The 21,337-nt window shown below is 71.2% G+C and carries 21 protein-coding genes; 9 read left to right on the forward strand and 12 right to left on the reverse strand.

Annotated features, from left to right (window positions below):
- Window positions 1-42: 42 nt before the first annotated feature.
- Window positions 43-516 (reverse strand): type II 3-dehydroquinate dehydratase, encoded by a 474-nt coding sequence (aroQ, locus tag ACFY9E_RS31710; protein ID WP_283969805.1) that lies wholly within the window; start codon window positions 514-516, stop codon window positions 43-45.
- A gap of 146 nt (window positions 517-662) precedes the next feature.
- Between aroQ and ACFY9E_RS31715 the strand changes: the two genes are divergently transcribed.
- Window positions 663-1,718, forward strand: a complete 1,056-nt coding sequence (locus tag ACFY9E_RS31715; protein ID WP_390989717.1) for an LD-carboxypeptidase — start codon at window positions 663-665, stop codon at window positions 1,716-1,718.
- Window positions 1,719-1,811: 93 nt separating this feature from the next.
- Complete coding sequence (locus ACFY9E_RS31720) at window positions 1,812-3,086, forward strand: MFS transporter (protein ID WP_390989719.1); 1,275 nt, start codon at window positions 1,812-1,814, stop codon at window positions 3,084-3,086.
- 115 nt (window positions 3,087-3,201) lie between these two features.
- Here the strand turns inward: ACFY9E_RS31720 and ACFY9E_RS31725 are convergent, their stop codons facing one another.
- The 7 genes from ACFY9E_RS31725 to ACFY9E_RS31755 form a co-directional block, all read right to left on the reverse strand.
- Window positions 3,202-4,302, reverse strand: a complete 1,101-nt coding sequence (locus ACFY9E_RS31725; protein WP_390989721.1) for a calcium:proton antiporter — start codon at window positions 4,300-4,302, stop codon at window positions 3,202-3,204.
- Window positions 4,303-4,375: 73 nt separating this feature from the next.
- Complete coding sequence (locus ACFY9E_RS31730; protein ID WP_390989722.1) at window positions 4,376-4,678, reverse strand: hypothetical protein; 303 nt, start codon at window positions 4,676-4,678, stop codon at window positions 4,376-4,378.
- Between the two features lie 132 nt (window positions 4,679-4,810).
- The gene (locus ACFY9E_RS31735; RefSeq protein ID WP_390989724.1) at window positions 4,811-5,812 is read right to left on the reverse strand and encodes a TerC/Alx family metal homeostasis membrane protein; all 1,002 of its coding nucleotides are present in this window, start codon (window positions 5,810-5,812) and stop codon (window positions 4,811-4,813) included.
- A gap of 222 nt (window positions 5,813-6,034) precedes the next feature.
- Window positions 6,035-8,053, reverse strand: a complete 2,019-nt coding sequence (locus ACFY9E_RS31740) for a TerD family protein (RefSeq protein WP_390989726.1) — start codon at window positions 8,051-8,053, stop codon at window positions 6,035-6,037.
- Between the two features lie 76 nt (window positions 8,054-8,129).
- The gene (locus tag ACFY9E_RS31745) at window positions 8,130-8,708 is read right to left on the reverse strand and encodes a TerD family protein (RefSeq protein ID WP_390989728.1); all 579 of its coding nucleotides are present in this window, start codon (window positions 8,706-8,708) and stop codon (window positions 8,130-8,132) included.
- Window positions 8,709-8,847: 139 nt separating this feature from the next.
- Complete coding sequence (gene uvrB / locus ACFY9E_RS31750) at window positions 8,848-10,983, reverse strand: excinuclease ABC subunit UvrB (RefSeq protein ID WP_390989730.1); 2,136 nt, start codon at window positions 10,981-10,983, stop codon at window positions 8,848-8,850.
- Window positions 10,984-11,023: 40 nt separating this feature from the next.
- On the reverse strand, window positions 11,024-11,890 hold the full coding sequence (locus ACFY9E_RS31755) for an MHYT domain-containing protein (protein ID WP_390989732.1): 867 nt from the start codon (window positions 11,888-11,890) through the stop codon (window positions 11,024-11,026).
- 289 nt (window positions 11,891-12,179) lie between these two features.
- Between ACFY9E_RS31755 and ACFY9E_RS31760 the strand changes: the two genes are divergently transcribed.
- Window positions 12,180-13,052 carry a glycerophosphodiester phosphodiesterase family protein gene (locus ACFY9E_RS31760; protein ID WP_390989734.1) on the forward strand — a complete coding sequence of 291 codons (873 nt, stop codon included), beginning with the start codon at window positions 12,180-12,182 and terminating at the stop codon, window positions 13,050-13,052.
- A gap of 52 nt (window positions 13,053-13,104) precedes the next feature.
- Entirely contained in the window at window positions 13,105-13,659 is a 555-nt protein-coding gene (locus ACFY9E_RS31765) for a methylated-DNA--[protein]-cysteine S-methyltransferase (RefSeq protein WP_390989736.1), read from the forward strand.
- A 13-nt stretch (window positions 13,660-13,672) separates the two neighbouring features.
- Here ACFY9E_RS31765 and ACFY9E_RS31770 read toward each other — a convergent pair whose 3' ends face one another.
- Complete coding sequence (locus ACFY9E_RS31770; RefSeq protein WP_390989737.1) at window positions 13,673-14,101, reverse strand: VOC family protein; 429 nt, start codon at window positions 14,099-14,101, stop codon at window positions 13,673-13,675.
- A gap of 105 nt (window positions 14,102-14,206) precedes the next feature.
- Between ACFY9E_RS31770 and ACFY9E_RS31775 the strand changes: the two genes are divergently transcribed.
- Window positions 14,207-15,115 (forward strand): pseudouridine-5'-phosphate glycosidase, encoded by a 909-nt coding sequence (locus tag ACFY9E_RS31775; protein WP_390989739.1) that lies wholly within the window; start codon window positions 14,207-14,209, stop codon window positions 15,113-15,115.
- Window positions 15,112-16,062, forward strand: a complete 951-nt coding sequence (locus ACFY9E_RS31780; RefSeq protein WP_390989741.1) for a PfkB family carbohydrate kinase — start codon at window positions 15,112-15,114, stop codon at window positions 16,060-16,062. The genes ACFY9E_RS31775 and ACFY9E_RS31780 overlap by 4 nt, the downstream gene beginning before the upstream one ends.
- Window positions 16,063-16,146: 84 nt before the next feature.
- On the opposite strand, the gene ACFY9E_RS31785 is transcribed toward ACFY9E_RS31780, so the two are convergent.
- On the reverse strand, window positions 16,147-16,938 hold the full coding sequence (locus tag ACFY9E_RS31785; RefSeq protein WP_390989743.1) for a methyltransferase: 792 nt from the start codon (window positions 16,936-16,938) through the stop codon (window positions 16,147-16,149).
- A gap of 268 nt (window positions 16,939-17,206) precedes the next feature.
- On the opposite strand from ACFY9E_RS31785, the gene ACFY9E_RS31790 reads away from it, so the two are divergent.
- Entirely contained in the window at window positions 17,207-18,334 is a 1,128-nt protein-coding gene (locus tag ACFY9E_RS31790; RefSeq protein WP_390989746.1) for a CorA family divalent cation transporter, read from the forward strand.
- Window positions 18,335-18,390: 56 nt separating this feature from the next.
- On the opposite strand, the gene ACFY9E_RS31795 is transcribed toward ACFY9E_RS31790, so the two are convergent.
- Both ACFY9E_RS31795 and ACFY9E_RS31800 read right to left on the reverse strand, forming a co-directional pair.
- The gene (locus ACFY9E_RS31795; RefSeq protein WP_390989749.1) at window positions 18,391-18,819 is read right to left on the reverse strand and encodes a CBS domain-containing protein; all 429 of its coding nucleotides are present in this window, start codon (window positions 18,817-18,819) and stop codon (window positions 18,391-18,393) included.
- A gap of 246 nt (window positions 18,820-19,065) precedes the next feature.
- Window positions 19,066-19,716 (reverse strand): uridine kinase, encoded by a 651-nt coding sequence (locus tag ACFY9E_RS31800; protein ID WP_390989752.1) that lies wholly within the window; start codon window positions 19,714-19,716, stop codon window positions 19,066-19,068.
- Between the two features lie 123 nt (window positions 19,717-19,839).
- On the opposite strand from ACFY9E_RS31800, the gene ACFY9E_RS31805 reads away from it, so the two are divergent.
- Together ACFY9E_RS31805 and ACFY9E_RS31810 are read left to right on the forward strand one after the other, a co-directional pair.
- Window positions 19,840-20,538, forward strand: coding sequence for a DUF2293 domain-containing protein (locus ACFY9E_RS31805; protein WP_390989755.1), 699 nt, complete (start codon window positions 19,840-19,842; stop codon window positions 20,536-20,538).
- Between the two features lie 244 nt (window positions 20,539-20,782).
- Window positions 20,783-21,262: an anthrone oxygenase family protein gene (locus ACFY9E_RS31810; protein ID WP_390989758.1), complete on the forward strand. Its 480-nt coding sequence runs from the start codon at window positions 20,783-20,785 to the stop codon at window positions 21,260-21,262.
- The last annotated feature ends 75 nt before the right edge of the window (window positions 21,263-21,337 follow it).

Raw genomic sequence — 21,337 nt, forward strand, 5'->3', positions numbered from 1 at the left:
GGCGCTCGCCATGCGCGGCGGGGCTTGCATGGCCGGTGTCGCCTACGCGTCCGCCCGCGCCGCCCCGGTCAGCGCCACGACGCGCTCCACTCCGAACACGTATCCCTGCACGCCGCAGCCCGCGATGACCCCGTCGGCGCGCAGCGAGACGTAGGAGTGGTGCCGGAACGTCTCGCGCTGGTGGATGTTGGAGATGTGGACCTCCAGTACCGGCAGGCCGTCACAGGTGTTGAGGGCGTCCAGGATGGCGACGGAGGTGTGGGAGTAGGCCCCCGGGTTGATCACGATGCCGCAGTGGTTCAGCCGCGCCTCGTGGATCCAGTCGACCAGCTCGCCCTCGTGGTTGGACTGGCGGAAGTCGACCGTGCCGCCGTGGGCGGCCGCCGCCTTGGCGCACAGGGCCTCGACGTCGGCGAGGGTGTCGGAGCCGTAGATCTCCGGCTGACGCTGGCCGAGCAGGTTCAGGTTGGGGCCGTTGAGGATCATGATCGGGGCGTTGGCCAGGGTGCGGGGCACGGTTCCTCCGGTCCGTTCAGGGTCGCGGCCCGTGGCGGACCGCTGCTCACAGCCGGTCTATCACGGTGCGCGCGGTCGGCCTCCCTCGGTGCTCACAGCCGGTTTATCGCGGTGCGCCGCGGCCCGGCGGGCCGTAGTCTCCCGGCATGACGAGCCTGACCAGCCCGACTTGCCCGCCCAAGCCGTCGCCCGGTGACCGCATCGCGGTGATCTCCCCTTCCTCCGGCCTGCCGGGACTCTTCCCGCTCCCCTACGAGCTGGGCCTCGAACGGCTGCGCGAGGAGTACGGGCTGGAGCCGGTCGAGTACCCGGCGACCCGCGCGATGGGTTCCACACCCCGGGAACGGGCCGACGACATCCACGCCGCCTTCGCCGACCCGGACATCAAGGCGGTCGTCGCGTCGATCGGAGGGGACGACCAGATCACCGTACTGCCCTACCTGGACCGGGAGTTGATCCGGGCGAACCCGAAGCCGTTCTTCGGGATGAGCGACAACACGAACCTGCTCGCGTTCCTGCGCACCTGCGGCATCGTGGCCTTCCACGGCGGGAGCGTGATGTGCGAGCTGGGCCGCCCCGGGGCCATGCACCCGCAGACCGCCGAGTCCCTGCGGGCGGCCCTGTTCACCTCCGGTCCGTACGAGTTGAAGCCCGCCGAGCGGTGGCGCGACATCGACCGGGACTGGGCCGACCCGGCGACCTTCGACGCGGAGCCGGAGACCCGGCCCGGGACCGGCTGGACCTGGGTGAACCCCGACCGGGTGATCGAGGGCCGCACTTGGGGCGGCTGCCTGGAGATCCTCGGCTGGCTGCTGATGGCCGACCGGGAGATCGCACGCGACCTGTCCGAGTACGACGGCGGCGTGCTGCTCCTGGAGACCTCCGAGGGCATGCCGAGCGCCACGGAGGTCTTCTGCACCCTGCGGAACATGGGCGAGCGCGGGCTGCTGGGACGCTTCTCGGCCCTGCTCATGGGCCGGCCGAAGACCTGGTCCTTCGAGCAGCCCAACACCCCCGAGGAGGCCGCCCGTTACGCGGCCGACCAACGCGAGGCCGTCCTGCGCGCCATGCGGACCTACGCCCCCGGCACCACGATCGTCTTCGACGTGGACTTCGGGCACACCGATCCGCAACTGGTCATCCCGTACGGAGGAACCGTGCGCGTGGACGGGCCCGCCCGGCGCATCACGGTCACGTACTGAGGGCCCCGAGCCCTCCGCGCGCCCCCGTAACCGGCGATCACGGTGGGTGGTTGACGCGGCATGCACGACGTACGCACCGCAAGGGCACCCTCCATGCCGCGCCTCGCGGCCGCCTCCCTCGCCGGCACGGCCATCGAGTTCTACGACTTCTTCGTCTACGGCACCGCGGCGGCCCTGATCCTGGGGCCGTTGTTCTTCCCGACCTTCTCCCCGGTGGCCGGGACGCTGGCCGCCTTCGCCACCTTCGGTGTCGGCTTCGTGGCCCGGCCGCTCGGATCGGTGCTGTTCGGGCACATCGGGGACCGGCGGGGGCGGCGGCCGGTGCTCCTCGCCTCTCTGCTGCTGACCGGGGCCTCCACCGTCGCGGTCGGCTGCGTGCCGACGTACGACGCGATCGGCGTGGCCGCTCCCCTGCTGCTCCTGGTGCTGCGCTTCCTCCAGGGGCTGGGGCTCGGCGGGGAATGGGGTGGGGCGGTCCTGCTGGCCGTGGAGCACGCGCCGGCCGAACGACGTGTGCTGTGGTCGAGCTTCCCGCAGGTCGGGCCCGCACTGGGGTTCCTGCTCGCCAACGGTGTGGTGCTGGGGCTGTCCTCGACGCTGACCGACGCGCAGTTCGCCGCGTGGGGGTGGCGGGTGCCGTTCTGGGCGGCGGGGGTGCTGGCCGTGGCCGGACTGTGGCTGCGCTCGTCGCTCACCGAGAGCCCCAGCTTCCTCGAGATCGGCGACCACGCGCGCGTGCCCCTCGCCGAGGTCGTCCGCGACCACTGGCGGCTCCTCCTGCTGACCGGCGGAGGGCTCGCGATCGGCTACGCGATCTTCTACGCGGTGACGACCTGGTCCCTCGCCTACGGCACGGAGCGGCTCGGGGTGAGCCGAGGTGTCATGCTCACCTGCATCATGGGCGCGGTGCTGGTGAAGGGCGCGCTCACTCCGCTGGTGGCGCTGCTCGGGGACCGCTACGGCCGGCGGCCGCTGTGTCTGGCCGGCTGTGCGGCCGCCGCTCTGTGGATGTTCCCGATGGTCGCGTTGCTGGCCACCGGGGCGCCGCTGCCGATGTTCCTGGGCTTCCTCGGGGCGATGCTGGCGTTCATCACGATGTTCGCCGTGATCGCCGCGTATCTGCCGGAGCTGTACGAGCCGCGGGTGCGCTGCACCGGCGCCGCCGTGGGCTACAACCTCGGCGGGGTCGTCGGAGGCGCGCTCACACCGATCGTGGCGACGGCCCTGGCCGATCAGGGCGGAGGGGTGCCGTGGGGCGTGGCCGCCTATCTGACGGCGATCGCGCTGATCAGCCTCGGGTGTTTCGCGATGCTGCCGGAGACGCGTCCGATGCCTGCGGGGGCGGCTGCGGAGGCCGCTGCCGGATGAGTCCCGGGGTGCGGCGGGTGCACCCGCCGCGGCGGCGCCGCCCGACGTGCCGCTGGCACGACGGTGTGCGTACACGCTTGCGTGAGCGTTTACGCGCGCCGGTGCGGGCGACCGCCTACGGGTTGATCGCGAGTTCCAGGTACGCCGCGAACAGCACCAGGTGGACGCCGCCCTGGAGCGGTGTGGCCCGGCCCGGCACCACGGTCAGCGAGGCCACCACCACGGTCAGGGCGAGCAGCACCATGTGCGTGGCGCCGAGGCCGAGGACGAGCGGGCCGGAGAGCCAGAGGGAGGCGAGTGCGACGGCGGGGATGGTCAGGCCGATGCTGGCCATCGCCGAGCCGAGGGCGAGGTTCAGGCTGGTCTGCACGCGGTCGCGGCGGGCGGAGCGCAGCGCGGCGATGGTTTCGGGGAGCAGCACCAGCAGCGCGATGATCACACCGACGACGGCGTGGTGGAGCCCGGCGGCCTCCACCCCGGATTCGATGGTGGGCGAGACACCCTTGGCCAGGCCGACGACGCCGATCAGGGCGAGCCCCAGCATGCCCAGGCTGATCCGGGCGGTGCCGGTGGTCGGCGCCTCGGCGTGCTCCTCGGTGGTGATCACCTCGCCGTGCTGGGTGATCGGCAGGAAGTAGTCCCGGTGCCGCACGGTCTGCGTGGTGACGAACAGGCCGTACAGGATGAGCGAGGACAGCGCCGCGAAGGTCAGCTGGACGGTGGAGAACTCCGGTCCGGGCTTGCTCGTGGTGAAGGTCGGCAGGACCAGGCTGAGCGTGGCCAGGGTCGCGACGGTGGCGAGTGCGGCGCCGGTGCCCTCCGGGTTGAAGACGGCGGTGCCGTGCCGCAGCGAGGCCACCAGGAGGCACAGCCCGACGATGCCGTTGCAGGTGATCATCACGGCCGCGAAGACCGTGTCCCGTGCCAGGGTCGAGCTCTTGTCCCCGCCGTCGGCCATCAGGGTGACGATGAGGGCGACTTCGATGATCGTGACGGCGACGGCGAGCACGAGGGAACCGAACGGTTCACCGACCCGGTGGGCCACCACTTCCGCGTGGTGCACGGCGGCCAGGACGGCTCCCGCGAGGACCAGGGTCACCAGCGCGACCGCCGCGACGGGCAGATCCCGTCCCCAGGTCAGGACCAGGAGCACGACCGCCAGCAAGGGCACCAGGGTCGTCCACTGCGCCGCGAGCCGCATGCGCCGAGCGATCATGCAGTGATCGTCGCAGAGGTGAAGGGGCCCCGCACTCCGGTCGCGCCGGGCCCCTCAAGGCCTCTCGGCCGGGCTACTTGAGATCACGCACGTCCAAGAGGTCGCAGTTGGTGTACACCCGGTCGCCGATGCTGAGCGCGTTCAGCCGCTCCGCCATCGCGCTCGTCTCGGGGTCGTCGCTGTTGCGCATGGCCTCCTCGACCGACTCGAACTCGATCAGCGCCAGATAGCGGGTGGGCTTGTCCCGGTCCTTCAGCAGCATGCTGCGGGTCGGGCCGCCCGCGCGGCCGGTGTCGCGCTGCCCTGCCTCTTCGAGCACCTGCTGCATCTCTTCCAGACGCTCGGTCTCGAACTCGATGATCTGCACGAACTTCATGGCACCTCCAGCCGGCCCCGGCGCCCCCCGGCCCGGGGGGCGCGCTCAGGTAACAAAGCAAGCACCGGGACCGGTGGTCGGCAATTCGCCGACCACCGGTCCCGGTGATGGTTGTTCCTACGTCCGACGCGGTCAGACGTCGATGCTGTCCTTCGGAGCGCCTCCGCTCTTGCCCTGCGCCGCCTCGGCCGCCGCCTGCTTCTTGGAAGCTCGCAGGCTGGTGATCGTGGTGACGATCAGGACGGCGCAGATCACGCCGAGCGAGACCGGAATGCTGATCTCGGGGACGTGGACGCCCGACTCGTGGAGTGCGTGCAACACCAGCTTCACGCCGATGAAGCCGAGGATGATCGACAGGCCGTAGCTGAGGTGGACCAGCTTCCTCAGCAGGCCTCCGATGAGGAAGTACAGCTGGCGCAGACCCATCAGGGCGAACGCGTTGGCCGTGAAGACGATGTACGGGTCCTGGGTCAGGCCGAAGATCGCGGGGATGGAGTCGAGAGCGAAGAGCACATCGGTGGTGCCGATGGCCAGCATCACGACCAGCATCGGGGTCATGACCCGCTTGCCGTTCTCCTGGATCCACAACTTGGTGCCGTGGTACCGGTCGGCCACGCCAAAGCGGCGCTCGGCGGCCTTGAGCAGCTTGTTCTCCTCCCAGTCCTCGTCCTCCTCGTCCGCCCGGGCCTCCTGGATGAGCTTCCAGGCGGTCCAGATGAGGAAGGCGCCGAAGAGGTAGAAGACCCAGGAGAAGCTGGCGAGGATCGCCGCACCGGCGGCGATGAAGATCGCCCTCAGGACCAGGGCGATGAGGACACCGATCAGCAGCACCCGCTGCTGGTACTGCGACGGCACCGCGAACTTCGCCATGATCAGGACGAAGACGAAGAGGTTGTCGACGCTGAGTGACTTCTCGGTGATGAAGCCGGCGAAGAACTCACCGGCGGGCTGACCGCCGGCGAACAGAAGCAGACCCAGCCCGAAGAGGGCGGCCAGCACGATCCAGACGACCGTCCAGATCCCGGCTTCCTTGATCGACACGTCGTGCGGCTTGCGGCCGATGAAGAAGTCGACCGCGATGAGGGCGGCAAGGCCCACGATCGTCAGGACCCATAGGGTCATGGAAACATCCACTGCGCCTCCGGCAGTCGTAACGGCAAATGTCAGCGTCGTCGCTGCCGGAGGTCTCTTCCACCCAACGATGGGCCGACGCCCCGGGATCTGGCCTGATCCGTATTGACGGGTACGCCGCAGCAGACAGGGAGTACTCCCCTCCGTGCCGTCAACAGTACCCAATCACCAAGAACAGGTAAAGCGCTTGGCAAAAGAAAGGCCAAATTCCCTGGTCAAGGCGCTTTACATGAACTTGGTACGGGCGGCGGCGACCTGGGCGAGCACCTGCTGGAGGACCTGGCTGCCGGGCGGCACGAGCGTCGGCTCGTACGTCCAGGCATGACCGACCCAGGGGTCGGCGAGGTGGTCGTCGGCCACCGGTGTCAGTCGCAGCAGCGAACGCCACAACGGATCGAGCAAAGGCCCGTACCCGGAGGACTCCTCCCGGTCGGCGACCATCATCAGGTGGACACCGAAGGCGGGGCCCTCGTCGGCGAGGTAACGCAGCTGGTTCACCGCCCGGTCGTCGAAGCCGTGCGGGAAGTCGTTGACGATCAGGAGCTGCTGGGAGGTGTCGAAGCCGGGAGGGAGGGAGTCGGCGACGCCGCCCCGCACCGCCATCTGCACCAGGTCGACCCGCTGGGTGAGCCGGCCCAGCACGTCCGCCACCCCGGCGGCGCCGAGCGCGGGCGGGGCCGCGAGCACGCCCGTCTGCACCAGGGGCGCCAGCGACTGCGCTCCCGAGCCGGCCGGGTCGATGACATGGACAGTGAACTCGCCCGCCGGATAAACGGCCAGCAGCCTGGCCGCGTGCGCGACCGCCGTCTCCATGCCGAGACGGCTCATGGCGTGGGAGTCGGTGAACGAACCGTCGGACGATCCGGCCGCTCCGCTGTCGATCCACAGGCCGCGCTCCAGCGGCAGCCGGACCAGCATCGGGATGCGGATCTGGTCCGCCTCGGGGAGATGCAGGTCGCCCAGACGCAGGGCCATGGGGATCTCCATCGGCACCCGGTAGGCGTGCCAGACGGGGTTGTCCCAGCGGGCGTACGCCGCCGGAAGGGCCGGTTCGACGATGTCGGCCTCGGCCGCGAGCTGGGCGAGGTCCCGGTCGAGGGCCTCCCGGGCCTGGGCGACGAGCTGGGCGTGCCGGGCCCGGGCCGCCTCGCGGGCGGCGTCGCCCTGTCCACCGATCCTGCTGCGCGGGTCGGAGAGGACCTGCTCCAGCTCCTTGTCCATGCGTGACTCGGCGAAGTCGACGGCGCTGCGGTAGGCGGCGGTGGTGCGGGCCAGGTCCTCGAACATGCCCCACACCTGGTTGTAGAGCCGCTCCTCCATGGACCAGCCGGTCGCGTCGCCCGCGACGGGCTGGGCGGGCTGTCCGGGTGCGGCCGGGGGCGCGGTCGGCGGAGGCGGGGGCGGAGCGGCGTTCTGGCGGCGCGGGTGGCTGTAGTCGATCGGGCCGCCGGCCGTGGCCGCGGACGGCTGGGTGACGGCGTTGGAGTCGGGCGCGCCGCCGGGGTACGACGGCTGCTGCGGGGTGGGCTGCCCCGGGCCGCCGGGCGTCTGGTCGCCGTACGGGGACAGGGGTGGCACAGAACCGGGCTGAGGTGCCGTGCCGCCCTGGTCCGGGCCGAGGGCCGGGGCCGCCGCCTGCCGGGAGCGGTCGCCGTCCGCCGTGCGGGGCGGGGGCGCCTGCACCGAACGGGCCACTCCCCGGGCCACCGCGTCGTTGATGCCGCCGGCGAGCTGGTGGGCCTGCGGCAACCCCTGATCGGTGAGGAGTTCGGCGAGACCGCCGGCGTAGCCCTGGCCGACGGCGCGCACCTTCCAGGCGCCCTGCCGGCGGTAGAGCTCCAGGGCGACGACGGCCGACTCGGCCTCCAGGCCGGTGATGGTGTAGCTGGCGACCTCTCCCCCGTCGAGGCCGGTGACGGCGACGAAGGGGGCCGCCACCGCGCCGAAACGGACCGGGCCCGTCCCGGCGACGGGCAGGGCGAGCAGCACACTGACACGGTGGACGGCCTCCGGCACGGCGTCCAGGTCCACCGCGAGGCGGTGGTCGGCGGCGGCCTGCCGGGAGACCTCGAGACCCGGCTGGGTGGGTGCGCCCGGGTGGGCCACCCACTCCACGCCGTGGATCCGGCCGTTCTCGTCACCGAGCGCGGCCACGGCCACGATCGGCGTACCGGCCGAGATCCGGATCTCGAGACGGGCCTGGGAGAGCGGATGGTTCTGCCCCCGCACCAGCTCGGCCGTCATCGCCTTCGTCCCCCTGTGTCGTTGTGTGGTGTCGTGTGCTGCCCGCAGGGCCCGCCGGTGCCGGGCCCGGGGTGCGTCAGAGCACCGGCAGGATCGCCGGCATCAGGTCCTGGAAGGTACGGCCGTTGGCGGGGTTGCCGAGGGCCGTCATCGTCCAGCCGGGGCCCGCGCGGTGGACCTTGGCCATGATCTGAGCCGTGTACTGGCCGCCGCCTGCGAGCGTGTAGCGGGCCAGCTCCTGGCCGTTGGTCTCGTCGACGATGCGGCAGAACGCGTTCTGCACTTCCTGGAAGGTCTGGCCCGTGAAGGAGTTCACGGTGAAGACGATCTGGTCGATGTGGACCGGGACCCGCGCGAGGTCGACGAGGATCGCCTCGTCGTCGCCGCCTTGGCCGACACCGCCGACGAGGTTGTCGCCGGTGTGGCGCACCGAGCCGTCGTCGCTCACCAGGTGGCGGAAGAAGACGACGTCGACCGGCTGCTTGTCCGCGAACAGGACGGCGGAGGCGTCGAGGTCGATCTCCCGCGTGCGCGAGCCGAACAGGCCGCGCCGGGGAGCCGCCTGCCAGCCGAGACCCATGCGAACCGCGGTCAGGCTGCCACCGTCGTTCTTCTGCAGACTGATGGCCTGACCCTTGGTCATGTTGACGGTCACGCGCTGATTCCCCTCTCGAACGTCCCCTGTTACCGCGTGGTCGCGGTTGACCAGAACCCTACGCAGGGGCACTGACAGTGACGTACCCCCGTCCGCACTTTGTGTCGGTCTTGCAACACTGCGCGTACGCGGCACGCTGTCAGGCCAGGCCCGCCTCCTTCATCTGACGCAGTTCCTTCTTCATCTCGGAGACCTCGTCGCGCAGCCGGGCCGCGATCTCGAACTGCAGCTCCGCCGCGGCGGCCCGCATCCGCGCGGTCAGCTCCTCGATCTGCCCGGCCAGTTCGGCCGCGGGGCGGTCGGTCGGCACCGTCTCCTCGGCCTTGCCCCTGCCCTTGGCCGACTTGGCCGCCTTGCCGAGGGAGGGCACGGGCGCCTTGGTGCCCCCGCCGTCCTTCTTCGCCTTGCGGTAGCCCGAGCCGAGCAGCTGCTCGGTGTCGATGTCCTCGCGGGCGATCTGGGCGACGATGTCGTTGATCTTCTTGCGCAGCGGCTGGGGGTCGATGCCCCGTTCCGTGTTGTACGCGATCTGCTTCTCGCGGCGCCGGTTGGTCTCGTCGATGGCCTTCTCCATCGCCGGGGTGATCTTGTCGGCGTACATGTGGACCTGGCCGGAGACGTTGCGCGCTGCGCGGCCGATGGTCTGGATCAGGGAGGTGCCGGAGCGCAGGAAGCCCTCCTTGTCGGCGTCCAGGATCGCCACGAGGGACACCTCGGGCAGGTCGAGCCCCTCGCGCAGGAGGTTGATGCCGACCAGCACGTCGTACTCGCCCGCGCGCAGTTCACGCAGCAGTTCGACGCGGCGCAGGGTGTCGACGTCGCTGTGCAGATAGCGGACCTGGATGCCCAGCTCGAGGAAGTAGTCCGTGAGGTCCTCGGCCATCTTCTTGGTGAGCGTGGTGACCAGGACGCGTTCGTCCTTCTCCACACGGGTGCGGATCTCGTGCACCAGGTCGTCGATCTGGCCCTCGGTGGGCTTGACCACGACCTCGGGGTCGACGAGGCCGGTGGGGCGGATGATCTGCTCGACGAAGCCGTCCGAGCGGGACATCTCGTAGGTGCCCGGGGTGGCCGACAGGTAGACCGTCTGGCCGATGCGCTCCTGGAACTCCTCCCACTTCAGGGGGCGGTTGTCCAGGGCGGAGGGCAGCCGGAAACCGTGGTCGACGAGGGTGCGCTTGCGGGAGGCGTCGCCCTCGTACATGGCGCCGATCTGCGGGACGGTGACGTGCGACTCGTCGATGACGAGCAGGAAGTCGTCCGGGAAGTAGTCCAGCAGGGTGTTGGGCGGGGAGCCGGGCGAGCGGCCGTCGAAGTGCATCGAGTAGTTCTCGACGCCGGAGCAGCTGCCGATCTGGCGCAGCATCTCGATGTCGTACGTGGTCCGCATGCGCAGGCGCTGGGCCTCCAGCAGCTTGCCCTGCTTCTCCAGCTCCGTCAGGCGCTCGCCCAGCTCCTTCTCGATGTCGTTGACGGCCCGCTCCAGGCGCTCGGGTCCTGCGACGTAGTGGGAGGCCGGGAAGACGTAGAGATGCTCGTCGTCGCTGATGATCTCGCCGGTGAGCGGGTGCAGGGTGGACAGCGCCTCGATCTCGTCGCCGAACATCTCGATGCGGACGGCGAGCTCCTCGTAGACCGGGAAGATCTCGATGGTGTCGCCGCGGACGCGGAAGGTGCCGCGGGTGAAGGCCATGTCGTTGCGTGTGTACTGGATGTCCACGAAGCGGCGCAGCAGCTCGTCGCGGTCGATCTCCTCGCCGACGCGGAGGGGGACCATCCGGTCCACGTACTCCTGCGGGGTGCCCAGGCCGTAGATGCAGGAGACCGAGGCGACCACCACGACGTCGCGGCGGGTGAGCAGCGAGTTGGTCGCGGAGTGGCGCAGGCGCTCGACCTCCTCGTTGATCGAGGAGTCCTTCTCGATGTAGGTGTCCGACTGCGGGACGTACGCCTCGGGCTGGTAGTAGTCGTAGTACGAGACGAAGTACTCGACGGCGTTGTTCGGGAGCAGCTCGCGGAACTCGTTCGCCAGCTGGGCGGCCAGCGTCTTGTTCGGCGCCATCACGAGCGTGGGGCGCTGGAGCTTTTCGATCATCCACGCGGTGGTGGCGGACTTGCCGGTGCCGGTCGCGCCGAGCAGCACGACGTCCTTCTCACCGGCCTCGATGCGCCGGGCGAGCTCGGCGATGGCCGTCGGCTGGTCGCCGTTCGGCTGGTAGGGGCTGACGACCTCGAAGGGCGCCACCGTGCGTTCGATCTTTGAAACGGGCCGCATGGCATCCACGGTACGACCCCGCACTGACAACGGGCTCTGATCAGCGGTTCTGCGGGGTCCGGGACCCTCGGTGCTCCACGGTGCGCCGGGGACGGAACCGCAGGCGGTGGGCGGAGTGCTGGACGTGGGCGTGGGCGGGGATGCCGGGCTTCTGCTCGACGGGGACGACGGTGGGCTTCCCCATGACCATGAGCGGGTCGAACATGACGACGACGCCGGCCAGGAGCAGGAAGGCGAGCGGGCCGACCAGCATGGGGGCGAGCAGGGTCGCGGGCGACTCTCCCGTGGCGGGTTCGGCCGTGCCGTGCAGGTGGACGGTGAGGGCGGCCATGCCGGTGTAGTGCATCCCGCTGACGGCGAGTCCCATGACGAGGCTGGCGCCCACGCTCCAGAGGAAGCCCCTGACCTGGCCGGCCGCCCACAGTGCGGCGGTGGCGGCGCACATGGCGATCACGACGGAGACGGCGACGGTGGCGGTGTTGTACTGCAGCTTCCCGTCCAGGCTCATGCTGGCCATGCCGAGGTAGTGCATCGACGCTATGCCCAGGCCGGTGATGGTGCCGCCGGTGAACAGGGCCGTACCGCGGGCTCCCTTGTAGCCGACGATGAAGATCCCGATGCCGACCATGATGATCGCGACGGCGAGGCTGGCGAAGGTCATCGCCTTGTCGTAGTGGATCGGGGTCCCTCGGACCGTGAACCCCATCATCGCGACGAAGTGCATGGTCCATATGCCGGAGCCGATGGCGGCGGAGCCGAGGGCGAGCCAGCCGGGGCGCCAGGACTGGGCGACGAGCATGGATCTCGTGGTGCACCGCAGGCCCAGTGCGCCGCCCAGGCAGGCCATGAAATAGGCCACCAGGGGTGTGACCAGGCCATAGCTGAATCCGTCGACCGTGCCCTGCATGCGCGGCTGCCTCTCCCGCCCTCGTACGTCCCGGAATTCCTGATGTGCGCCCCCTCCCAGGACCGCACGAGCGGTCAGGGTTGACGCAGAGAGTATGACCCCCACCGGAATGGTCGAACGACTTTCCGGCAAAGAAACACGGCCTTGCCGCAGTTGTGCGGTACCAGTGAGCGGAGTTGGGCCGACTCCGTTCAAGGTGTGGCCATCCTGTACCCCTCTCGTGTTGACCCTCTGCTGTCACAGTTGTGCTGTCCGTGATGTCGTCGATCACTCGTCGCGAGGAGTACGCATGCATGCGCGCGCTGTCGCCGCCTCGACCACCGCACTCCTGGGGACCGCCGCTCTCCTGTTCCCCGCCTCCGCCGCGCGGGCCGCGAGTGGCGGCGCGCCCCCGCTGGTCATCGCGCACCGGGGTGCCTCCGCCTACGCGCCCGAGAACACCCTGGCCTCCGTGGACAGAGCGGCGGAGCTGGGCATCCGCTGGGTGGAGAACGACGTGCAGCGGACCAGGGACGGGGAACTGGTCGTCATCCACGACGACAACCTGCGGCGCACCACCGACGCCGAGGAGGTCTTCCCCGGCCGGGCTCCCTGGAAGGTGAAGGACTTCACCGCCGCGGAGATCGCCCGGCTGGACGCGGGCAGCTGGTTCTCACCCGCCTACGCGGGCGCGCGCGTGCCGACCCTGGAGCAGTTCGTGCACCGCCTGGAGCGTCATCACCAGAAGCTTCTCCTGGAGATCAAGAACCCGGAGCTGTACCCGGGCATCGAGCGGCAGACGCTGAAGGTCCTCAGCAACGAGGGCTGGCTCGACCGGCCGCATCGGGCGGGCCGGCTGATCGTGCAGAGCTTCAGCGCGGACAGCGTGCGGACGGTGCACGAGCTGAAGCCGGGCGTGAAGACGGGCCTGCTGGGGACGCCACGGGTGTCGGACCTGCTCGAGTGCGCGGAGTTCGTCGACCAGATCAACCCCTCGTACAGCTCGCTCTCCCCGGCGTACGTCTCCTCCGTGCAGGCGTTCGACGGACCGCACGGCCGGCCGATGGAGGTCTTCGCCTGGACGGTCGACGACGCGAGGACGGCCCACCGGGCCGCCGCGTACGGCGTCGACGGGATCATCACCAACAGGCCGGATGTGGTGCGGCAGGCCGTGGGCGGCTGATCCGGCGTCCCGCCGGGGCGGCGTTGTCAGTGGCGGGTCCTACGGTGGGCGCATGGACAGCCAAGGGCAGGACGAGCCGCGGGTCGTGTGGGCGGTCGTCGAGAGCGGGATCGGGCCGCTGCTGCTGGCCGCGAGCCGGGACGGCCTGGTCAACGTCGTGTTCCATGCCACGGACGCGGTGCGGGACCGGGCGGTCGAGCGACTGGCGTCGCGGCTGGGCACCGAGCCCGTCGAGGCACCCGGCTCCCCGCTGCTCGCCGAGGCGATACGTCAGGTCGAGGCGTACTTCGCGGGGGCGCGACGCGACTTCGACCTGGCGCTGGACTGGTCGCTGATCTCCGGCTTCAACCGGGAGGTCCTGCGCGAACTGGCCACGGGCGTGCCGTACGGCACGGTCGTCGGGTACGGCGATCTGGCCGCGCGGGTCGGTCAGCCGGGCGCGGCCCAGGCCGTGGGCATGGCGATGGGCGCCAATCCGCTGCCGGTGGTGGTGCCCTGTCACCGGGTGGTCGAGAGCGGCGGCGGCATCGGCGGCTTCGGGGGCGGCCTGGAGACGAAGCGGAGACTGCTCGCCCTGGAGGGCGTCCTTCCCGAGCCGCTCTTCTGAGACGCGGGCCCGGTCAGTCGTAGTGCCGGGCCTCGAAGACGTTGCCGTCCGGGTCGCGGAAGTAGAAGCTGCGGGTGGCCGCGCCCCGGGCTCCGAAGGAGTCGTGGGAGTGGTCCGACATCGGTACGGAGTGTTCTTCCAGGCGGCTGAGGAGGGCGTCGAAGTCGCCGCGGGACAGCGACAGGCAGACGTGGTTCACCGGGTGCCCCGCGCTGTCGGCGGAGCCGGGCAGCATCGTCATGCGCTCCACGTAGGTCAACGGCATGAGGTCCAGGATGGTCGCGTCGTTGACGCGCACGGACGGGAAGGGCGCCTCGCCGGCCGCGAACTCCGCGAGCCTGACCGTCTCCAGGCCGACGGCCTTCTCGTAGAAGTCGGCGGCGGCGAGCGGGTCGCGCACCCAGAGGACGACGTGGTCGAGACGTGGCGTGTGGTCCGTCATGCATCCCAGGCTCGTCACGAGTCCGGCGGCCCGCAAGGGTTTGGCCCGGCGCGCCGCCCGCCAGAGATGAGGGAAGACGACTGACCGACGGCAGGAGGCGGGCGCGTGGTGCTGGTGGTGTCCGAAGAAGTGCGGGAGGCGATCGACGCGCGCCGGCCCGTCGTGGCCCTGGAGTCCACGATCATCGCCCACGGGCTGCCGCGGCCGCGCAACCTCCAGGTGGCGCTGGAGCTGGAGACGGCCGTACGGCAGGAGGGCGCGGTGCCCGCCACGATCGCCGTCCTGGACGGGCGGCCGCACGTCGGCCTGGACAAGGAGCAGCTGGAACGGGTCGCGAACGAGGACGGGATCCGCAAACTGGGCCACCGCGACCTGCCGCTCGCGGTGGCGTCCGGGGCGAGCGGGGCGACCACGGTGTCGGCGACCGCGCTGCTCGCGGCGCGGGCGGGTGTACGGGTCTTCGCGACGGGTGGGCTCGGCGGGGTGCACCGGGAGTGGACCGTGACGCAGGACGAGTCGGCCGACCTGGGGCTGCTGGCGCGCACGCGCATCACGGTGGTGTGTGCCGGCGTGAAGTCGATCCTGGACGTGCCGGCGACGCTGCAGCGGCTGGAGACGCTGGGGGTCGCCGTGGCCGGTTACGGCACCGGCCGGTTCCCCGGCTTCTACCTCTCCGACTCGGGGCACCCGGTGGACTGGACGCTGGGGACGCCGGAGCAGGTGGCGGGCGTCATGCGGGCGCAGGACGCGCTCGACGGACCGGAGTCGGCGCTGATCGTCGCCAACCCCGTCCCCGAGGAGGAGCAGCTCGATCCGGACGTGCACGCACGCGTGCTGGTGGACGCGCTGCACGCGTGCCAGGAGGAGGGGATCACCGGCCAGGCGGTCACGCCGTTCCTGCTCGACCATCTGGTGCGGCACACGGACGGCGCCTCCCTGAGTGCCAACCTGGCGGCGGTCCGCGGCAACGTACGCCTGGCGGCGCGGATCGCGGCGGCCTGGACCCGGGGATGACGGCGGCCGGCGGCGCGGGGCCGGGAGCGGAACCGGGCTCGGCGGCGGGGCGCGGCCTGCTGGTCGTCGGGGATGTCATCACCGATGTCGTCGCACGGCACCGAGGGCCCCTCGCGGCCGGTACGGACACGCCTGCCTCGATCCGGACGGTGGCGGGTGGGGCGGGCGCGAACGTTGCCTGCTGGGCGGCCCACCAGGGAGCGCGGGACGTGCGGCTGCTCGGGCGCGTGGGGGCGGAGGCGGCCGGCTGGCACGAGCGGGAGCTCGTCGCCCAGGGCGTGCGTCCTCGGCTCGTCGTCGACCCGCTGGTGCCGACCGGCACGGTGGTCTGCATGGTCGACGGGGGCGCTTCGGCGGAGCGGACGTTCCTCACGGACAGCGGCGCGTCGTTGCGGCTCGAACCCGCCGACTGGTCGGACGCGCTGCTCGACGGAGTGGCCCGGCTGCACCTGTCGGGGTACCTCCTGTTCTCCGAGCCGAGCCGAGCCCTGGTGAAAGTGGCCCTGAAAGCCGCACGCGTGCGTGACGTGCCGGTGAGTCTGGACCCGGCATCGGCCGGCTTCCTCGCGGAGCTGGGGGCCGAGCGGTTCCTGGCGCTCGTCGAAGGAGTGGACGTCCTGCTGCCCAGCCGGGACGAGGCGTGCCTGCTGACGGGGCTGACGGACGCGGCCGAGGCGGCGGCCGAGCTGAGCCTGCGCGTGCCGCTGGTCGTCGCCAAGCAGGGTCATGAGGGGGCCGTCGTGGCTCGGGCGGGGAAGGTGCGCGCTCGCGTTCCGGCCGCGCCGGCGACAGCACGGGACACGACCGGTGCCGGTGACGCCTTCACCGGCGCGTTCCTCGCCGCCCTGCTCGCGGGTGCCGGGCCGGAGGACGCCGCGGCGGAGGGCTGCCGGGCGGGTGCGCGAGCGGTGGAGAGGGTGGGCGGCAGACCGCCCCCGCCGAGCTGACGACCCTGCCCGGGCCTCCGGACCTCTCTCCCTCCATGCCACGCCCGCTCCCCGTTGCGCGGCCTGCCCGCTCGGCACCGTCGCCTACTTCTTGCGCCCCCACGCCGAGATCATCGGGGCCGTCGTCAGATCGAGCACACCCGACGCGACATTCACGAGGTGCCGGTCGATGTCCTGGTCCGTGGCGAGGCCCGCGCTGACGAGCTGGTCGCGGACCTGACGGATCGTGACGGACTCCAGGGCCGCGCAGGCCGGCGAAGTGAGGGGGAAGTAGGCGTCGGCCTGGACCCGGGTCAGTCCGGCCTCCCGGAGCAGTCGCGGCAGGGTGCGGCCGCAGGGGAGGTCGGTCCCGCGGTCGGCGAGCAGTGTGCGGAAGCCCTGCCGCAGCCGGTTCGCGAGCTGCTGCTCGGGGCCGTACTCGTCGGGGCAGAGCAGGGGTTGCAGGGCGGGGTCGGCGTCCTCGACGAGGAGACGTCCGCCGGGGCGCAGGGACGTGACCATGGAGCGCAGCGCCTGTTCCCGGTCGGTCACGTGGACGAGAGCGAGGCGGGCGTGCACCAGGTCGAAGCCCTCCCCCGGGGGTTCCGGCGTGCCGAGCTCGTGGGCCCGTACGACGACGGGTGGCCGGGCGGCGGAGGCGAGCCGTGAGGTGTCGGTGTCGGTCGCGACGACCCGTCCGGTCGGGCCGACCTTCTTCGCCAGCCAGGACACCACGGTGGTGCCGGCGCCGACCTCCCAGCACCGCCAGCCGGATCCGACGCCGAGCGATTCGAGGTGCCGGAACGTCGTGGGGTCGAAGAGGGCGGCGAAGGCACTGAAGTGCTCGGCCGCCTGGGTCTGCCGGTTGTCGAGGAGGTGCCCATCGGTTCGCGTCATGCCGCGATCATCCCAGTTGTCCGACTTATCCGTACTCGTCGACGCTCCGAGGCGGAGAACCGCGTCGGTCGTTGCCGCACGCCAGAACCGTTCGGCACGGGCATGCGTCGATGTGTCGGGGCCACTGTGCCGGCCCGTCGTCCGTCCACAGCCGGGAACCAAGCGGAATGGGTCGTTTCCACAGGCTTACCCGCAGCTCACGCAGGCCTGGCAGACTGACGCGCCAAGCGCAGGAACCGCGCGAGAAGTTCCACGCAAGGAGATCCGGATGTCCATGGCAGGGAATCTGCGGAAGGTGACGAGCCTCGGCGGGGTCGGCGGCCTTCGCAGGGTGGCCCGGCTGGCCCGACGGCGTCCGCGTGTCGATCTGAGTCACCCGGCCCGGTCCCCGCTGGGCTCCTCGGTGGTGAACTGCGTGACGTACCGGGACGGCGTGCGCACCTCCGCGCGCGGTGATCTGGTGGACGCCGTGGAGCGGGTGCGCAAGAGCCGGGAGGGCTTCGTCTGGCTCGGTCTGCACGAGCCCACGGACGGCGAGTTCGCGGGCATCGCCGAGCTCTTCGACCTGCACCCGCTGGCCGTCGAGGACGCGATCGAGGCCCACCAGCGCCCCAAGCTGGAGCGTTACGGCGAGACACTCTTCGCGGTGTTCAAGACGGTCTGCTACGTCGAGCACGAGGAACTCACGGCGACCAGCGAGGTGGTGAACACCGGCGAGATCATGGTGTTCGTCGGCGCGGACTTCGTGATCACGGTGCGACACGGCCGGCACGGCTCGCTGGGCCCGCTGCGCGAGGAGCTGGAGTCCGATCCGGGTCAGCTCGCCAAGGGCCCGTCGGCGGTGCTGCACGCGATCGCGGACCACGTGGTCGACGACTATCTGACGGTCACGGACTCGGTGCACGCGGACATCGACCAGGTCGAGACGGACGTGTTCTCGGAGGCCGGCGCGCGGGCCGACCCGGGGCGCATCTACCAGCTCAAGCGTGAACTGCTGGAACTGAAGCGGGCGGTGGTGCCGCTCAGCAGGCCGCTGGAGGATCTCGCCGCCCGGCCGATCCGCGCGGTGGACCCGGAGATACAGGCGTACTTCCGCGACGTCTCGGACCATCTGCTGCGGGCGAAGGAGCAGATCGCGGCCTTCGACGAACTGCTCAACTCCATCCTCCAGGCGCACCTCGCGCAGGTCACGGTCGCGCAGAACGAGGACATGCGGAAGATCACGGCGTGGGCCGCGATCGTCGCCGTGCCGACGATGGTGTGCGGCGTGTACGGCATGAACTTCGACCACATGCCGGAGCTGCACTGGCGGTACGGCTACGGCATGGTCATCGGCGTGATATCCGTCGCGTGTCTCGCCCTGTACCGGGGGTTCCGGCGCAGCGGCTGGCTCTGAACCGGGCCGTGACCCGCGGAGGGCCTGCCGGGCCCCCCGGGGGGTGAGCCCCGGGATCAGTGCGTCGTGGTCGTGGCGTAGACACTCTCCGCCCAGGAGGCGATCTGGTCCTTCGCGAGATGCCGGACCAGGTCGGCTTCGCTGATCATGCCGACCAGGCGCTTGTCCTGGATCACCGGCAGCCGGCGGATCTGGTGCTCCCGCATCTCGCGGAGCACGTCGCCGACATCGGCGTCCGCGTCGATCCAGCGTGGCGTGCCCTTCGCCATGTCGCCCGCGGTGACCCTCGCGGGGTCGTGGCCCATGGCGACGCAGCCGACGACGATGTCACGGTCGGTGAGAATGCCGCAGAGCCGCTCGTTCTCGTCGCTGATGGGCAGGGCGCCGACGTTCAGCTCGCGCATGAGCTGGGCGGCGCGGTCGAGGGTTTCGTGGGCGGGGATCCACTGGGCGCCGCGGTGCATGATGTCTCCGGCGGTGGTCATGGAGTACCTCCCGGTGCCGGACGGCCGGCGCGGCGCCGGACGCACCGCGAGTCCCGGCGACCTTCATTCTCGCCGCGCCTCCGAAGGCCCGCACACGGAACCCGGCCCCCATGGCCCGGTGCCGGACTCTGCCGCCACCCGCCCGGTGCCGGACCCCGCCGCCACCCGCCCGATGCCGGACCCCGCCGCCACCTCGTCCACGCCACCCCACCGGGCGCCGGCACCCCGGCTCCCGGCTCAGCCGCTTCAGCCGTTCGAACCGCTCCAGGCGGGGTGGCGGGGGTCATCGGCCCGCACCAGGACATCGGCCGTGGCCACCGGGTCCGTCTCCTGCTCGTAGCGCTCGAAGGCCGGGAGGGTCCAGTGCTCGGCCTCGGGGGTGCGACGGCGCAGGGCGCCAGGTGAGAGGAGGACATGGACGCTCAGATCGAAGGGGAACCAGTGCCGAAGGAGGAACGGTCCGTGCAGCAACAGCACGCCACCGGGCGGGAGTTCGGCGTAGGGACTGCGGGTGGCTCGGTCGGCGGCGGGGTCCCACAGGTCGGGCAGGACGCGGCCGTCGCCCCCCGCTTCGAGCGGGCCGAACACCTCGCGCCACAGGGCGCCGGTGTCGTACCAGCCGCTGTAGTAGGCCTCGACGTCCTGGTGGCCGTACTCCAGCCGTACGGAGGCGGGCCGCAGAAAACCCTCCGTGCCCACCACGAGCGAGGAGCGGCCGCGGACGCGCAGCGCCTCGGAGACCCGGTCGGCGAGGTCTCCCGGGCGGGCTGCCGGGGCGCCGTCGAGGGCGATGCGAAGCCAGGGGGAGCCGTCGGCGGGCTTCAGATCGAGGAGGCGCTCGGCGAGCAGGTCGCCGAGCCGTTCCCAGGTGATCGCTTCGAGTCGCACACGACCCATGATGCGTCAGCCCAGCGCAGGAAGCGTCCGGCCCGAAGGTGCCGCGCGGGGACGGTGCCCGGATCGCCAGGGTCTGTGGCGGGCTGCGTAGTTCACGCCGCCGTCAGCGGGAATGAACCCTCTATGGTCCCCCGCGCGACGCTCCAGCCCTTCACCGGACTTCTCGTCTTCCAGCCCCTCAAGCGGCGCTACTGCGCCGAGTGCCGGCGGGGGCCGTTGCCGCTGCTCGTCCTCGAGGACGGCGCCCCGCGCTGCCTCGACTGTGCCGACCTCGGGCATCTGGTGTTCCTGCCCAGCGGTGACACCGCGCTCACCCGCAGATCACGGGAGGAGAGCACGCTGTCGGCGGTGGTCGTACGGTTCAACCGGCGCAAGGGCCGGTACGAGCGGCAGGGCGTGCTGGTCGAGGAAGCGGCACTGGCCAGGGCAGAGCAACGGTGTCTGGCGGACGCCGAGGCGAGACGGCGGCGCCGGGTGCGGGACGCGCGGCGGCGAGCGGCTCAGGACGCCCTGTTCGCCGAGGCGTTCGCGACGGAGATCCTGTTGTTCTTTCCCGGCTGCCCGGCCGATCGGGCACGGGCCATCGCCCTGCACGCCTCGGAGCGGGGCAGTGGGCGGGTGGGCCGCAGCGCGGCGGGGCGTGCGCTGACGGAGTCCGCGGTGACCTCGGCGGTCGTGGCGTCCGTACGGCACCTGGACACGCCCTACGACCGGCTGCTGATGAGCGGGGTACCGAGACACGAGGCGCGGAGGCGGATCGCCGCGGCGGTGGCGACGGTACTGAGGGGGTGGACGGAGGCGGGGCTCGGTTCCGCGGGGTGACACGAGAGTCCCGGGGCTCTGAGCCACATGTCGTCGGCCGTCATGCCGTCGGCTGTCATGCCGTGGTGCCGTCGGCCGTCGTGGCGTCGTGCCGCCGTGTCGTCGACGCCGCCGTTCGGCGGGCCGTGGACGTTCGCTTATGGCGCCGCGCCGCTCGGCCATGGTCACTGTGCCCGTAGGGGAATTCACTGGGGTCGAGGAAGGGTGCCGGGTGGTGTCCCGGCGCGATGGGCGGGAGAGAGAAATGATCGACGGACCGTACTTCGTGCTCACGGTGCTGGGTGTGCTCGGGACCGGCCTGGTGGCCGGGGTGTTCTGCGGGTTCTCGACCTTCGTGATGCGCGGCCTCGGCATGCTGCCGCCCGCGCAGGGGGTCGCCGCGATGAACGCGATCAACGTGGCGGCGGTGACGCTGCCGTTCATGATCGTGTTCCTGGGGTCGGCCGTGCTGTGTGCGGTGATCGCCGTGGTGACGTTCGTGCTGTGGCCGGAGGAGGGGACGGTGGAGCTGCTGGTGGGCAGCGCGCTGTACCTGTTCGGCACGTTCGGGCCGACCATGGTCGCGAACGTGCCGCGCAACGAGGCGCTGGCCGGTCTGGAACCGGGCACACCGGAGGCGGCGGCGTACTGGCCGGTGTATCTGCGCGAGTGGACGCTGTGGAACCACGTCCGCACGGCGGCCTCGGCCGGAGCGGCACTGGCGTACGTGCTGGCGCTCACCTGACACCCACGCCCTGCGGCGACGGGCACCGGCCGGGAGGCGGACGTATCGTGGCGAAAAGGAGTGCCGCCCGACGAG

The organism is Streptomyces sp. NPDC012466 (assembly GCF_042955215.1).
Taxonomy (GTDB): Bacteria; Actinomycetota; Actinomycetes; order Streptomycetales; family Streptomycetaceae; genus Streptomyces.